General features: G+C 68.7%; 16 protein-coding genes. 5 read left to right on the top strand and 11 right to left on the bottom strand.

The genetic code is table 11. The features are described from left to right. Window positions 1–19: 19 nt before the first annotated feature. The 8 genes from BG418_RS05140 to BG418_RS05105 form a co-directional block, all read right to left on the bottom strand. Window positions 20–922 carry a type II secretion system F family protein gene (locus BG418_RS05140; RefSeq protein WP_188272519.1) on the bottom strand — a complete coding sequence of 301 codons (903 nt, stop codon included), beginning with the start codon at window positions 920–922 and terminating at the stop codon, window positions 20–22. After that, window positions 919–1,833 carry a type II secretion system F family protein gene (locus BG418_RS05135; protein WP_188272470.1) on the bottom strand — a complete coding sequence of 305 codons (915 nt, stop codon included), beginning with the start codon at window positions 1,831–1,833 and terminating at the stop codon, window positions 919–921. The genes BG418_RS05140 and BG418_RS05135 overlap by 4 nt, the downstream gene beginning before the upstream one ends. After that, entirely contained in the window at window positions 1,833–3,182 is a 1,350-nt protein-coding gene (locus tag BG418_RS05130) for a CpaF family protein (RefSeq protein WP_188272469.1), read from the bottom strand. Before BG418_RS05130 ends, BG418_RS05135 begins: the two co-directional genes overlap by 1 nt. Continuing rightward, the gene (locus tag BG418_RS05125; protein ID WP_188272468.1) at window positions 3,179–4,039 is read right to left on the bottom strand and encodes a MinD/ParA family protein; all 861 of its coding nucleotides are present in this window, start codon (window positions 4,037–4,039) and stop codon (window positions 3,179–3,181) included. Before BG418_RS05125 ends, BG418_RS05130 begins: the two co-directional genes overlap by 4 nt. Continuing rightward, complete coding sequence (locus BG418_RS05120; RefSeq protein ID WP_317453509.1) at window positions 4,036–4,596, bottom strand: SAF domain-containing protein; 561 nt, start codon at window positions 4,594–4,596, stop codon at window positions 4,036–4,038. The genes BG418_RS05125 and BG418_RS05120 overlap by 4 nt, the downstream gene beginning before the upstream one ends. A 231-nt stretch (window positions 4,597–4,827) precedes the next feature. Next, window positions 4,828–5,367, bottom strand: coding sequence for a hypothetical protein (locus tag BG418_RS05115; protein ID WP_223184405.1), 540 nt, complete (start codon window positions 5,365–5,367; stop codon window positions 4,828–4,830). Between the two features lie 299 nt (window positions 5,368–5,666). Next, window positions 5,667–6,215 carry a hypothetical protein gene (locus BG418_RS05110; RefSeq protein ID WP_223184369.1) on the bottom strand — a complete coding sequence of 183 codons (549 nt, stop codon included), beginning with the start codon at window positions 6,213–6,215 and terminating at the stop codon, window positions 5,667–5,669. 258 nt (window positions 6,216–6,473) lie between these two features. Continuing rightward, on the bottom strand, window positions 6,474–6,962 hold the full coding sequence (locus BG418_RS05105) for an ATP-binding protein (protein WP_317453508.1): 489 nt from the start codon (window positions 6,960–6,962) through the stop codon (window positions 6,474–6,476). A 426-nt stretch (window positions 6,963–7,388) separates the two neighbouring features. Here BG418_RS05105 and BG418_RS05100 point away from each other — a divergent pair, with 426 nt between their 5' ends. Continuing rightward, window positions 7,389–8,009, top strand: a complete 621-nt coding sequence (locus BG418_RS05100) for a nucleotidyltransferase domain-containing protein (protein ID WP_188272466.1) — start codon at window positions 7,389–7,391, stop codon at window positions 8,007–8,009. Here the strand turns inward: BG418_RS05100 and BG418_RS05095 are convergent. The 3 genes from BG418_RS05095 to BG418_RS05085 form a co-directional block, all read right to left on the bottom strand. Next, the gene (locus BG418_RS05095) at window positions 7,987–8,454 is read right to left on the bottom strand and encodes a PPC domain-containing DNA-binding protein (protein ID WP_188272465.1); all 468 of its coding nucleotides are present in this window, start codon (window positions 8,452–8,454) and stop codon (window positions 7,987–7,989) included. The two genes, BG418_RS05100 and BG418_RS05095, sit on opposite strands and share 23 nt — an antisense overlap. Before the next feature lie 43 nt (window positions 8,455–8,497). Further along, entirely contained in the window at window positions 8,498–9,493 is a 996-nt protein-coding gene (locus BG418_RS05090; protein ID WP_317453507.1) for an asparaginase, read from the bottom strand. Between the two features lie 70 nt (window positions 9,494–9,563). After that, window positions 9,564–11,009, bottom strand: a complete 1,446-nt coding sequence (locus tag BG418_RS05085) for a helix-turn-helix domain-containing protein (RefSeq protein ID WP_188272463.1) — start codon at window positions 11,007–11,009, stop codon at window positions 9,564–9,566. A 273-nt stretch (window positions 11,010–11,282) separates the two neighbouring features. Between BG418_RS05085 and BG418_RS39600 the strand changes: the two genes are divergently transcribed. Genes BG418_RS39600 through BG418_RS05065 form a run of 4 tightly spaced genes read left to right on the top strand, consistent with a single transcriptional unit; the run spans window position 11,283 to window position 14,023 of the window. Next, entirely contained in the window at window positions 11,283–12,029 is a 747-nt protein-coding gene (locus BG418_RS39600; RefSeq protein ID WP_223184367.1) for a hypothetical protein, read from the top strand. A gap of 2 nt (window positions 12,030–12,031) precedes the next feature. Then, complete coding sequence (locus BG418_RS05075; protein ID WP_223184366.1) at window positions 12,032–12,703, top strand: thymidylate kinase; 672 nt, start codon at window positions 12,032–12,034, stop codon at window positions 12,701–12,703. Then, window positions 12,696–13,562: an isocitrate lyase/phosphoenolpyruvate mutase family protein gene (locus BG418_RS05070; protein WP_188272461.1), complete on the top strand. Its 867-nt coding sequence runs from the start codon at window positions 12,696–12,698 to the stop codon at window positions 13,560–13,562. The genes BG418_RS05075 and BG418_RS05070 overlap by 8 nt, the downstream gene beginning before the upstream one ends. Next, on the top strand, window positions 13,553–14,023 hold the full coding sequence (locus BG418_RS05065; RefSeq protein ID WP_317453506.1) for an NUDIX domain-containing protein: 471 nt from the start codon (window positions 13,553–13,555) through the stop codon (window positions 14,021–14,023). Before BG418_RS05070 ends, BG418_RS05065 begins: the two co-directional genes overlap by 10 nt. Window position 14,024 lies beyond the last annotated feature (1 nt).

Raw genomic sequence — 14,024 nt, 5'->3', positions numbered from 1 at the left:
GGAGGGGTGAAAGAGTCGGTCACGTCATGGACAGCACGTGGGCGAGGGCCGGGTAGCCGATCAGCAACAAGAACGCGGCGAACAGCCCCACCACGGGCAGCGACATCTGCTCGGTGGCCGCCTGCGCGGCTCCATCGGCTTCCGAAATCCGGCGCCGACGCATCGCCCGCGCCTTCGCGGCGAGGGAGCCGCGGATCTTGGCACCCTCACTGCCCGCGAGATTCAGCATCGAGGCAAGCTCGGCCAGATCGGCAACGGCCAGCTGCCGCCCGAGATCTCCCAAGTGGGTCCACGGGCTGGTGCGGGTAAGGCGGGCGACGTCCAGGGCGTGCCGCAGCCTGCCTCCGGCCCAGCCGTACGGCGCGGCAATCGCCTGGCCCAATGCCTGCTGGACGCCGGCACCGCCCGCGAGCGCGATCACCGTCAGATCGAGAACGAGGCTGAGGGTGTGCCGCATCTCCCGGCGCCGACGCACCGCCTGATGGTGAATGCTGAGATCGGGGGCGAAGAACAGCACCACGGCCAGGGCGAGCGAGAGCCCCAGCGGCGCCCACCACCCCGCCGCGATCCCTGGGCCGAGGCGCATCAGCAGCACCCCGGCCCAGGGTGCGACGAGCCCGGTAACGGCACAGACCGCCTTACCCGCCAGGTGCTTGTCCTCATCCGATCCGCACACGGCCAGATCGGCGCGCAGCGAGGCGGCGGGGAAGCCGAGCGCGCGTACCAGGGGAACTGCTCTGCGGCCGAGCCGGGTGGCCCACTCCGCATCCTGCTCCCTGTCCCGCGTACGTGAATCCGTCGGCGGCATGGGCGTGTTGAGGACGGTGAGGACCTCGGCGAGGGCAGGCCGGGGTGGGCGCAGCCCATAGGCGAACGCACTGGCTCCGGCGCCGAACAGCGCACCCAGCAGCATGACGATCACCATGTGCCTCCCTGTGCGACGCCCGACTCGGTAGCGGCTGAGGCGGGCCCGATGAGGCGTACCGGCTCATCCAGGCGGCCGATCACAGTGAGGTGAGTGAAGCTAGCGGCGAACAAGGCGCCCACCACGGCCAGGACCGCCTGCCCCGCGAGTGTGTTGAAGGGCTCCAGATAGGGGCGGTTGAAGACCACGAGCCCCAGCACCATGCCCAGGGTGACGATCACCGTCACCCGTACCCCGGTGCGGATGCCGGCCCGGCCGGCATCGATGCGCTGACGCATGGCCACCTGCTCGCGCACCGAGTCCGCCAACTCACCCAGCAGCGGCCCGAGTTTGTTGGCCTGCTGGGTGGTCGCCATCACCAGCGCGGCCACCACCACATCGGCCAACGGATCATGCACGTCCTCGGCAAAGGACCGCACCGCCACCGACAGGGGCCGCCCGGAGCGCACCGAGGAGGCGAGTTCGGCCAGTTCGCACTCCAGAGCAGCCGGGGCGATGGCGGCGGTGGCCAGCACGGCCTGCTCCAGACCGGCCGCTGCGGACAGGGTGTCGCGCAGCATTTCCGTCCACGTGGCCAGCGCCTCCATCCTTTCCGTGCGCCGTGCCGCCGCCCCGTCCGGGCCGAGCAGGCCGGGCAAGGTGAGAATGGCGACCGTGGTCAGCACCGCCGCCACCGGCCACGTCGTCAGCACCCCCGCGACCACTCCAACCGCCACCGCGACCATCACGCGTCGCGTGGTCCAGTGGGTCGGCAACCATCCCGCTACCCGGGGCCAGAACCCCGAGGTCTCATCGGGCGCCACGCGCCGCACCACTCCGTACGCGGTGGCGACCACGCCGAGGCCGAAGACCGTCCCCAACATGGCGGCCGCCCCTGTCAGCGGGACACCTGTCAACACGGCGCTCATCAAGCGGCTCCCCACCGCTGGAAGGTGACGCCCTGGGCATCCAGACCCACCGCGACCAGGTCGTCGAGGGTTTCACTGCGCAGCGGGGTGGCGGGTACCGCGCGCCCGTCAGGGCCGGGCCGGTAGACCTCGTTGGAGATGATCTGGGCTCCGTCGGCGTCGATGACCTCGCGTACCGAGTCGATCACCCGCCGCCCGGCCGTATCCCAGCCCAGGTGGACGACGAAGTGCACGGCCGAGGCCACCATCAGGTTCGTCGCCTCCAGCGAGAGCCGCTCCGGGGACTGGGCGGCGTAGGAGGCAAGCTTGGTGAATACCCCGCGCGAGGTGGAGGCATGGATAGTGGACAGCGACCCATCGTTTCCCTGCGACATGGCGTTGCACATCGGGATGACCTCGGCCCCGCGGATCTCCCCGACGATCACCCGGTCCGGGGACATGCGCAGCCCCCAGCGCACCAGCTCTGCCTGGTCGATGCCGCCCTGGCCCTCGATGTTCGGCTCCCTGGCCTGCATGGCCACCACGTTGGGGTGGGTGACCATGTCGGTGTCCAGGCCGAGTTCAAAGGTGTCCTCGATCGTCACGAGGCGCTCCTGGGGCGGAATCTCGTGGGCGAAGGCCCGCAGCACGGTGGTCTTGCCGACATTGGTTCCGCCGCCGATGACAGTGTTCTTCCGCGCCCTGACCAGCGCTTGCAGGAAGGCCGCGAGCGGTGGATCGCACACGCCGAGGCGCACCAGCTCCGCCATCGAGGCGCCCGGGAAGCGGTGGCGGCGAATGGTCAGCGACACCCGGCCGGTCACCGCCATCACCGCGAACAACCGGGAGCCATCCGGCAGCTGCAGGTTCAGGCGGGGCATGCCACGATCGAAGCGCCGTTCCTCCTCGCCCGTGGTGGCCGCCAGGGTTCGCACCAGGTCCACTAGCTCGGCATCCGAGGCGGCCACCGGCGCTTCGCGGCGCCACGTGCCCGTGGCGTCCTTGACCCACACCACGTCACAGCCGTTGACGCAGATGTTCTCGATTCTCCCGTCGGCCAGCAGGCGCTGCAGGCTTCCGGTGCCGAACAATGCGTCCTGCACCGCCTGGGTAATCCGCTCCTCGACGATCACATCGACCATCGGGCCACCTTGGGCCAGCGCTAGGCGCCGCTGCGCCCCCAGCTCCTCGGCCAGTAGCCGACCCACGGTGCTACGCCGCGTCGCCTCGTCCTCCGTCGGCAGCCCCGCCGCTTCTCGCTCGCCCGCGTACATGGCCAGCCGGGCCGCCACGCGTTGCCGTACCAATCCGGCCAGCTCCCGCTCACCGTTCGAGCCTGGCGTCACGCCTGGCATCTGTTCCTCACTCATGCGTCGCTCCCGTCATCTCCCGGTACGGGGACCAGCCCCGTCCACATCGGCCCGGCCAGGCGGCGCGCCCCGCTGCCACCCGCCTCCCGGTCGCTGCCCTTGCCCGGTGCGGCGGGCTCGTCCTCGCGTGCCCCGACCAGCCGATGGGCGAGCAAGCGTGCGGCGGCCATAAGTGGCGGCGTACGAAGCCCCTCGCAGCGCAGCGCACGACGTCCGGGGCTGCTCAGGACGGCGACACTCCTCGTGTCCCAGGGCCAGATGACCACTCGCCCGATGCCTAGCGTCGCCGTGATCTCGCCGGGCTGGTACGGGCACGGCCCGACCACGGCGAGCGTCAGCCGCCGCTCCCGGAGGCCGTCGTCCAGCCCGTACGTGGACACGTGGGTCAGCGGCTCCGCTCCACCCCGCGCCACCAGCACCACCTGATCGGCCGCCTCCAGCAACGGCGTGACGTCCCCGGTGAGCCGCCCCACATCCAGCAGCACCGTGCCCCGGTCACTGTCTTCTCCCAGCAGCACGCGCCGCCCGGCCTCGGCGGCCAGCAACCGCACCGCTTCGATCATCGGGCCGTGGCCAGGAACCGCAGTCACCACTCGGACCCTGAAGGGCAGTTCACTGACCGCGCCCAGCAGGGATCCCGGGTGCGGCTGCCGCGCCGCCGCGGCAACGTCCAGCAGCGAGGGTGCGGGAGGCAGCCCGAAGCGGATCATGAGGTCACCGCCGGAGGAGTCGGCTTCTACGACCACCGGCCGCACCCCGCTGTCAGCCTCCGGCGGCCACGCGGTGGCCAGCGCCAGGGCGGTCGTCGTCACTCCCGGTGCGCCGGTGATCGACCCGACGACGACCAGCCGCCTCACGGAGCTTCACGCCCCTCGGCCGGGAGTACCACCATGCGCGGATGCTCCAGCTGGGCGGCTCGCCGTGCCGCCCCGGTCTCCACCAGCACCGTCACGACCCGTGGCCCACCCACCGCCTCCGGCGCCCGCACCCCGGTCACCGTCCCCGTCACGACCGAGGCAGGCTTCTCCTCCGCCTCACCCTTCACCATGCCGACACCGGCAGGGCCGGCGAGGAGCGCGACACGTTCCCCGAGGGAGAGATCCGGTGGCACGCCGCCCGGCTCCACCGCTAGCGCCACCTGCGAAAACCCTGTCGGCGGGAACGCTGCCGACGCCCCCACCTGCCCCGGCGCGAGCAGCGCCCCGGCTACCAGCGGCACCCGCGCCTGGCGCCCCAGCACGGTGCTCCGGTCCCGGACCGGCACCACACCCGCCTCGACCGCCGCCTCCACGACCCGCAGATCACCTGGCCTCAGCACCTGCCCGGCCGGCACATCACGCGCCACCACCAAGACCTGAGCCCGCCCGCCGACCACCTGGACAATCAGCGTGAAACCTACGGCCGACACCACCACCGCCCCGACTCCGGCCCACACCCACCCCAGCCTGCGCCGCCGAGCACCCGTCACCCCTGGCCGCTGCTCGGGACCAGAACGGCGAGCCCCCGGCACCGTGGCTCGCGCCCCGTTGTGGGACGAAGAAGACAAGGAGGTACCCACAATTCACCTCGCGGATAAGAGAATTAAGAAGATTCGCACTGCCGCCGAACCGGCCCGCCCTCCGCGCGCCGTCATCGCTCCCGTCGGTCAGCGCGTGATGACGGCCTGCACCTCGTCCACCGTCAGTTGCCGCGAGGCGGCCATCACCAGCCCCGGCACCACCCCTGCCTGACCGCCGCCATGCCACTCGACATCCCAGGTCACGCGCACCGACACCGTGAACGCCCTGCCCGGCATGCCTATCGACGCGTGCTGGTAGGTGTAACCGCAGTCCGGCGAGGCAGCCTTCGCGTCATACGCGGCCGAGTAAGGCGTCCCCGACCCCCGGCACACCGCACTGCCGCCCTCGCCCATCGACCACACCGCCTTCTGGGGCCGGGCCGTCGCCGTAACCTTCAGCCCCTCCACCTCCGCACTCGCCGTCACCGGATCCCACGTCGAGCGGTCCACCCACATCCACGTCGGCACATGAACCACCTGAACGAAGTCCGCATCCGGACTTGTACGGATCACCGGCCTCGGCAACACCAGTTGCTTGACCGCCCTCTCCACAACCACCTCAACAGGAACCTGCGCACCGCCGCCCGGCTCCGCTCCGCCGCCCCCCGGTCCCGGAAAGTCCTGCATTGGCAGCGGCACACCGCGCGGCCCGTACATCTGCCCCGGATCACGCTCCCACCCCGCCGCCACAGCCGTCGGCGCCCCTGCCGCCCCGCCACCCTCCGAGCTCCGCGCCCCTCCACTAGACGCCGCCCGACCCGGAACCTGCTTCACCCGGGATGCCTCAGCCGCACAGGCGCCAGGTCCACAGCTGACCCCGGCGTATTGCGAGCCAGCCCCATCTGCCCAGGCTTGCACCGGCGGCGCGGCGGCGAGAATCACCACGGCCCCCGTGACCATGCTCCCGGCCGTCACACGGCAGCGGGTCAGCATGATCCGGCCTCGCGCATGTAGAGGTTCGAAACCTTCCACGCGCCTCCGGTAGGCCGGACTGTCGCATCGACCTTGAAATGCCCGCCAGGGACGTTGTCCTTCAGCTCGCCGTTCAGCTTGTACTGCAACCAGTGGCTGTCGTCCACGCAGTCCACCAGCACGACCTCCCGGTCGGTCGCAGACACAACCCTGGGATCCACCAGGGGTGCCCCCTTGCTCACGACGTCCTCCTTCTTGGACTTCGCGAGTCCGTACTTCATCAGCTCCAACGCGCCGCCTGTGGCGTGATCACCGAGCCGCGGAGAAGCGGCATCGGACGTCTCGGACGCGAGGGTCAAGTCCTGCCACATCACTCGGTAGGCCGCCACCGCCTCTGCACCGTCCGCAGCGGGCGTACTTCGGGTTACCGAAGGCGAAATCGGCGCCTCCGAGAGGTGCTTGGCATCCGAGGGCCTCTCCGCGCAACTCGTCAACAGCATCCCCGCGACCGCCTCAACAAGAAGAACCTCGGCTCGCCATCGCGCTTTCACCAGCCTCACCACCCGTCACTCTTTCGACCCTAACAGACACTCTCCGTGAGCAGATGTGACTGGAGCTACCCGCTGACGCGCCGGTCAATCACGAAGGAAGGATCAATTCCGCTCTGTATCTGTCCTGTTACGTGACCATGCGCTGCCGTGATGCCGCTCCACCCGAGAAAGATGGGGCTTGTCGCTCGAATGAGCGACAAGCCCCACCCCGAAAGCAACCGGCAGGTCAGATGAGTCGCCGCCCTCCAAATACCCTCGGGCGGACTGCCGTCAAGGCACGTGCTTACGATCAGGCGCTACTGGGATCGCGATCCATGCGGTCTTGGTGCCGTCATCGGATGTCCTGAAGCCCCACGCGCCGCATGTCAGCTCGTGGACGATGTGCAAGCCTCGCCCTCGTTCGGACAGCAGCTCCAGCAGCGCGTCCAGCCCGCCGCCACAGCTCTGCGGCTTCACCGCGAAGGGAGTAGTCGACGGCAACTCCGCGCAGTCGGGGATCTTCGGATCGTGGTCCAGGACTTCGCACATGATCGCGTCCACCGTGCGCCGAAGGCGCAACTCGTAGGGTCCCAGGGCATGTTCGGTCGCGTTGGCGACGAGTTCGGATGCGGCAAGGACGCCATCGCTGATCGCTTCGCCAGGCAGCCCCAGCTGGGACAGGGCACGCCGCAGTGTCGCGCGCGCCGTAGCCGCCGGGTTCGGCGTGCAGCTCGTCCAGCGGTACAGGCAGCCGAGCGGGATGATGGGAGTTGCGTTCACCGCACCGCACCCCCTCGGACTGCGTGTCGTCCTCGGGCGCCGCGACGATGTCGGCCGCTCCCGGGACCCACGTAGGTGCGGACTTCGGCGCGGAGCAGCGGGCTGCCGGTCAATGCGGCAGGCAGGAGAAGGGCTGCGGTGAGCAGGACGGTCGGCAGCATGGCGGCCTCCGTGGTGATCCGGGCTGGGACGCACCCACGACACCGTGGTGCTCGGGAAGAGCGGAACCGTCCTTCGCCAAGTACTTTGCGCGGACAGCGATTGCCGGTGATGCCGTCAGCGGTGAGACGGCGGTGTCGGGTGCGGGGCATGGCGTCAACGATGGCCACGGCCCGTGTTCGTGCTCATGGGTGTTTATGAGCATCGGATTGGGCGGGCCGACCCACAGTGCACGAGCGCGCCTGGATCAGCTGGCAGGATGGGCCGGTGAGCGATGTTCTGGGACGTTGGTCCCCCGCCCGGCCGTCCGAGGTTGCCGAGCTGTTCAAAGGGGCGGACTTCCCGTGGTGGATCGCGGGCGGTTACGCCATCGAGCTGGCGGCCGAGAGGGAGATCCGCCCTCACGGTGATATCGACGTGCTCGTACTGCGTCGTGATCAAGAACGCGTCCGCGCGCGTATGGCCGACTGGGACCTTTACGTCGCCGATCCTCCCGGGGCCGGACGGCTGCGCCCGTGGCAGCCGGGTGAATTCCTTGAGCTGCCGTTGAACGGCCTCTGGTGCCGTCGTTCGCCCGCTGCGCCGTGGTCCCTCGAGTTGCTGCTGGACGAGTCCGATGCCGATCAGTGGGTCTCACGTCGTGACGCCCGGGTCCGGCTGCCCCTGGATCGCGTCGGGCAGGTGTCAGCGGAGGGCATCCCTTACCTCGCGCCCGAAGTGCAGCTCTTCTACAAGGCCAAGGCGACTCGGGAGAAGGACCAGGCGGACTTCGAAGCCGTCCTCCCGCGGCTTGGGTCGGCTCAGCGCGCGTGGCTGCTGGAAGCTCTCGACTTGTGCGAGCCCCGGCACCCGTGGCGCAAGCGCCTCATTGCGATGAGCCGAAGGTGAGGAGCGGCACGTCGTACAGCGCCGAGTTGCGTGGCCGGGTCATGGTCGGCGCCGTGACCTCGACCACGAGCAGCTCGCTCAGGAACTGGACCTTGGCGCTCAACAGGTGACTAGTGCGGCCGTCGGCCGACTGCGCCTTGAGCCCGGCGGACACGTGGATGTGCGGCAGGATGCCGCCGGTTGCCGGGTCGTGGGCGAGGGTGCCGGCTCCGAAGGCCTCGACATTCGTGACGTATGTCTTGGCCCAGACGGGGGCGTCGGGGTCCTCCAGCTTTTCGCAGGCGCCTACGATTTCGGCTTCCGCGAAGGCCCCGATGAACGACGGGATGTATCCCTGGCGCACACCGTGCTCGCGGCAGAACGCGGAGAGCGTGCCGAAGAAGTCCTCGCCGTGGTCGAAGGTGACGCCGAACGTCCGGCCGATGGTCAGTTCATGGGCACGCATGGGTGGTACTCCTGGTGAGTGCTCTGATCGGCTTCGCTAGGACTCAGTACGCCTGCCCGGCGAAGGTATCCGTGATCGCACTGCGATTCGCGTCCTGAGCGAGCAGCGCGTGGAGAAGAAGCCTCGCCTGGTAGGGGCCAAGGGTGCCAGCCGGAATGAGACCTCGGCCGATCAGGTCTTTCTCTGATCCCGGGAACCCATAAGTCCCCGTCAGGACTGGGCCATTGCCGATACGGGAGGCGAGGACCACAGGGATGCGCGAGGCAAGTCGTTGAAGCGTCTCGACGAACCGTTGCGGCACGTGACCGACCCCGAACGCGGCGACGACGAGCCCATCGCACCGCCCGTCCCATGCGTCGAGCAGCGCCCCGTCGTCGCCGACGCTGACCGTATAGAGGCCCACCCGGACGTCCCGGTTCGTTGGGCCAAGGGGTTCGGTCCGACGGGGAAGGGACGACGCGAGCTGCACACGGCCTTCGGCGACGCGGCCGATGGGACCGGCGCCTGGGGATGTGAAGGCGGCGGGACTGGTGGTGTGGGACTTGCGGACGTGCCGTGCGGCGTGGATCTCGTCGTTGAGGACAACCAGTGTTCCGGCCCCTCGCAGTCGAGGGTCGGCTGCGGCGATGACAGCCGCATACAGGTTGGCGGGTCCGTCGGGTCCGGCCATGGTGGGGTTGCGCATGGCGCCTGTGACGATGACCGGTTGATCGTGACCGTAGCGCAGGTCGAGGAAGAACGCGGTCTCCTCGATGGTGTCGGTGCCCTGCGTGATCACGACCCCCGCGATGTCAGCGCTGTCCAACGACTTGCGGATGTCTACGCTGAGTTCAACCAGGTCGTCGAGGGTGAGCGAGGCGCCCGGTACCCGGCGGAAGTCATGAACGCGCAGCTCGATGTCGTGACTGTCCAGGCCGGGGACGGCGGCGAGTAGATCGTGCGCGGACAACGCCGGCACCACGCCGCCGGTCGTCGGATCGGTGGTCATGGCGATGGTGCCGCCCAGCGAGTAGACCGCTACCGTCCTTGTCGCGCCCACCGTCGTCCCCGTCTGTCAGATCGTTCCAGCCCGAGCAGATTCTCGCACCGTGGAGATCGTTTCGTGCAGGCTATCGGGTCGCGCCTGCGCGGGTGCCGGCTTCGAGCGCAAATTGGCCAGCGACGTATGAGCACGCGATGTCGAGTGCGTCGAGACTGAGATGACGGCTACGAGGTCTGGCAAGGGTTGTAGTGCCTTCTGCCGCGAGTTGTCGGCAGCGGCGAGCCAACCATGGGCGGTCGAGGCCGAGATAATCCGCAGTCGCCACCAGTCGCTGTCCCGGTGTCGCCCCCGCAGTGACGGTGTGCGCCCTCGCATGGCCGGTGACGTCCGTGAAATTTCGGAGCATTTGCGCGCTTGCCGTCAGTGACGTCCGTGGAACAGGGGCTGCACGTACCCAGGTCGCGATCGCTACCCTGCGCCCGGGAACGAGTACGAATCCGTCGGTCTCCTGGAGCTCCGGCTCCTCGGTGAGCCACGTCGTGATGCCGTACGACTCCATTAACGCGATCGCGAGGAACAGCAGCACACGCTCGTATGTCGGCGAGGCGACGACCTCCTGCCGGGGAACGCAGAAGCCGCGGCCTGCTCCGCTCTGCGGCCGCTGCGGAGCCATGTGCTTGAGGTACCGGTGCTTGTGCTCGAAGAACAGCCACGTGGCCGCCTCTTCCCCGCGCTGTTCACGGGTCCAGAAGACCGGGTCCCCTCCCAAGGCATCGCGCTGTTCCAGGATGAACCAGGCGCATACCTGGGAACCGATGAGCATGTGTGATCCGTCAGTGAGGCTTCCAGACGTGATCGCGCTGCCACTTCCTCCCAGGAGTTTCTCCGGTGCCTGGAGGAACACTTCATGGAGAGCCGCATCGTCGCCGAGCAGGGCGGAGTCGAAACCCGCAACAGCCCACAGGATCCCGTAGGTGAGGTCATCGAGTTCAAAAGCCGCAGGGATGGCATGGGTCCTTCCCTCTGGGCTCGGGCTGCCTTCACGTGCGTCCATCACGAAATACCGTCGTGCCCCGTCGATGATGCGGGTGGCGGCGAGCAGGGCCCGGAGCGGCATGGAGCTCCATGCCTCAAGGTCGCTGCTCGGTGACAGCCACAGGAGATTGCCCCGAAACGAGGCGGCAGGACTGGTCAGCGTGGGCAGCAGAGAGGGAGGCAGATTACGGCCGGCGGGGAGCAGGAGTTGACCGGGGCCATCCTGAAGCACCGGACTCGCCCCGGAGTGTGCCGTTGTGGTCGGATGCGAGGCGGCGTTGGGCAGTGGGCCCAACAGGTCGACGGGCATACCGAGCGCCTCGCTCCATTGCGCGAGTTGACGGCGGTCACGGATCTTCTTTTGGCCGCGCTCCAATCGGCTTACTTCAGCCTGGTCGATGCTGACGAGACGGGCTACGGCCGTCTGTGAGAGACCGGTGTGCCGACGAAAGAGGCGGACCACGGTTCCGAAGTCCCAGGCAGCTGCTGCAGCGCGGACGGCAGAGTCGTCCCAGAAGGCCGGGTCGAGACGTTTCACCGGTGCGCGCTCACACAGCGCGCACCGGGTGCCGGCGTTGGAGCGGCTCAGCGGTGAACCGCACTGCGCACACCGCCGTCGCTGAGTGCTCCCCATGACGGGCATTGTCTCCCCGAACTTCCCTGTCCGGTACGGGACTTCGACGATCACTCATAAACGCTCATAGGCCGGTACGGGCCCGACTGCGATCGTGAACGGGCACCCCGCGAGCGGCCGAACCCCTGGCTACTCGTATGTCGTTCCTCCTGACCTCCTGGCGAAGGGACACGCCACGTGACACCCGCGAAAAGCCCTCTTCCCGCTGACGCGACATCCCTCCAGAGCGCTTGGCAGGCTGTTGCGGACGGGCTGGTCATCCAGCGCCTCCATCTCCACGTGGACGAGTGGCGCTCGGCCGTCACCGCCGGCGACCGGCTGCCGGATATCAGCGGTGTGACTGCCGCCCACTTGTGCGCACGGCCGACTGCGCCCCCGAAAGGCGGTGACCGACTGCTTCGGAGCTCGGAGCTGGACTTCTGGTGCGAACTGCCGCAGACGTATGGACCGGAGTGCACAGGCGCGGGCAGCCCGCTACAGCACTCCGCCCGCCGCGCTGCGGAGAACCTCCTGCTGGAATCCTCCCGGGCTCGCTGGGGCGCTGCGGTCACCGCAGTCTGCGACGCGGCGGCGTGGTGGGTAGGCTTCTTCGCCGTCATCCGCCATCGCGGTGTCCACCACCTGACCCTTGAGCCCCACCCCGGTCCCCTTCACTTGCGGGCCCTGGAGTCCGCCGTGCAGGTGGTCGCGGTCGGTGCCGCCACCCGTGTCCTGGAAGCCGCCTTGCGAGCCGACGATTCCAGTGTCCGAAGGGCGGCTTACTGCCGAGCCATCGAGTACGGGATCGAAGCCGAGCGCGAGCTTCCCGATCTCCTCGACGAACTAGGTGAGTTGAGGCTTGTCGACCTCGTCTCGACGACAGCCCGCTGGCGGGGGCGGTTCATGAAGTACGCGGGTGGCACCGGCGCGGGGCAGGTGGAATGAACATGCGATACCCCTTCATCGCCGTCGAGGGCCTGGACGGGACAGGCAAGACCACATTGCGTAAAGGCATGTTCCGCCTGTGGGAGGGGCTGTACGGGGTCACGCCGCTGTGCGTTCTCACCACGAACTTCCTCGCCCCCGATGTCGCCACGGACATCGTCAGTGGCAAGTACCAGCCCAGCAGCGAGAACCGCGATGCGTATCTGGCCGCCATCGGCACGGACAAACGCGCCGCCCTGGAACGGCTGGTGCTGCCGCAGCAGACCGCTCGCCCGGTCATCGCCGACCGATGGCTGCTCAGCGAGCTGGCCTTCTTCGCAGTCAGGCACGACATGAAGCCGACCGAAACGTACCGGCGCCTGTCGGCGGCGGTGACCTGCGCCCCGGATCTGACGTTCGTCCTCGATCTGCACCCGTCCGAATCCCTTCGGCGTGCGCACGCACGCCCAGGCGACGCGGTCCGCCCCGACTGGGACGTGCAGAACGTGCAGAACCGCGTCCGAGACGTGTACGACGCCGTGGCCACCCAGCCTGACGCATACCCGCTTCTGGGCGAGGTCGTCCGCCTGGACTCCGCCCGCTCCCGGTCCGCCCTGCTTCTCGCGGCCTGGGACGTCATGCGCGAGCGGGGCCTTGTCCCGCCCTCACCGACAGAGGAGAACAACCATGCATAGTCGTTCCGCAGAGGCTCTTCGTTCGGCCTTGGAGGGCAGGGAGCAGGCGCGGCCGCTGCTCGCCGTAGGTGCCGCGAATGCCCTCGCCGCGCGCCTGGCCGCCGACGGTGGATTCGACGCGCTGTGGGTCAGCGGCTTGGAGGTATCGGCCGCGTACGGGCTGCCCGACGCCAACGTCCTCGGCCCACGCGACCTCGCCGACACCGTGGTCGCCGTGACCCGAGTGACCGATCTCCCTGTCATCGTCGACATGGACAACGCCGGTGGCGCCGCACATATCGCGGAGCGATACGCGGACGACCTTCTGCGGTCCGGTGCCACCGCCTTGTGCATCGAGGACAGCGCTTATCCGAAATGCAATAGTTTCGCGGCTCACACCTCCCAGAGACTCGCCGAGCAGGATCTGCTGTGCCGCCAGCTGGAAGCCATCCGCAAACGGGCCGGACACGACGTGGTGCTCATCGCCCGCACCGAGGCCCTGGTCACGGGCGCCAACCTCGACGTGGCCATGGAACACGCCCGGGCCTACGCCGAGGCAGGGGCCGACGCCGTGCTCATCCACTCCAAAGACGCCAGCGGTCGGCAGGCCCTCGACATCTCCCGGACCTGGTGTCTCGATCTTCCCCTGGCCAGTGTTCCCACGGCGTTCCCCCAGATCACCGCCGACCAGCTCGGCGAGGCCGGCTACCGACTGTGCATCTACGCGAACCACCTCAGCCGCGCAGCCTTGGCCGCAATGCGCGGCGCCATCCGTCATTTCGGTACCGCCGGGACGTTCACCTCGTCTATGGGCGCGCCCTTGGCCGAGGTCGGAGACCTGCTGCGCATCGGTGAGCCGGGAGCCGTGTCGTGCATCTGACCAGCCCGCTGCCGAAGATCAGCGTGTCCGTCAAGGCCGCCGTCGTACGAGACGAAGCCGTTCTACTGCTGTCGTACGACGATGACGCCGGGTTCCACTACAACCTCCCCGGCGGCAAGGCACAGACCGGCGAGGGCTTGCGGCAAGCGGTGCGCCGCAAGGTACGCCAGGAAACCGGACTGGCCGTGATCCCGGAGCGGCTGCTGTGCGTCGTCGAGTACGTTCCTGCCGCCTGGCAGGGCGAGTTCGGCGACATACAGAAGGTCCAGTTCAACTTCCTCGCCAGGGCTGTCGGTGACGCCACGCCCCGGATGCCGGACCCGCCGGATCCGATCCAAGTGGGCTTCGAATGGGTGCCCCTCGACCGGCTCGGCGACGTCTACCTGCTCCCCAGGATCAACAAGCCCCTGCTCGCCGCTCTGCACGGCGAGCTCGACGACCCCTTCGTGGACAAGTGGTGAC

This window comes from Streptomyces sp. CBMA152 (assembly GCF_014596475.1).
GTDB lineage: Bacteria > Actinomycetota > Actinomycetes > Streptomycetales > Streptomycetaceae > Streptomyces.
Note: the sequence above shows the minus strand (reverse complement) of the source record. Positions and strands in the feature narration are given on the sequence as shown.

Excerpts from the sequence above, each read along its gene's own strand:
- BG418_RS05135 (WP_188272470.1), bottom strand. The coding sequence starts at position 1,833 with ATGAGCGCCGTGTTGACAGGTGTCCCGCTGACAGGGGCGGCCGCCATG.
- BG418_RS05130 (WP_188272469.1), bottom strand. The coding sequence starts at position 3,182 with ATGAGTGAGGAACAGATGCCAGGCGTGACGCCAGGCTCGAACGGTGAG.
- BG418_RS05115 (WP_223184405.1), bottom strand. The coding sequence starts at position 5,367 with ATGCAGGACTTTCCGGGACCGGGGGGCGGCGGAGCGGAGCCGGGCGGC.
- BG418_RS05095 (WP_188272465.1), bottom strand. The coding sequence starts at position 8,454 with ATGCGTGCCCATGAACTGACCATCGGCCGGACGTTCGGCGTCACCTTC.
- BG418_RS05075 (WP_223184366.1), top strand. The coding sequence starts at position 12,032 with ATGCGATACCCCTTCATCGCCGTCGAGGGCCTGGACGGGACAGGCAAG.
- BG418_RS05070 (WP_188272461.1), top strand. The coding sequence starts at position 12,696 with ATGCATAGTCGTTCCGCAGAGGCTCTTCGTTCGGCCTTGGAGGGCAGG.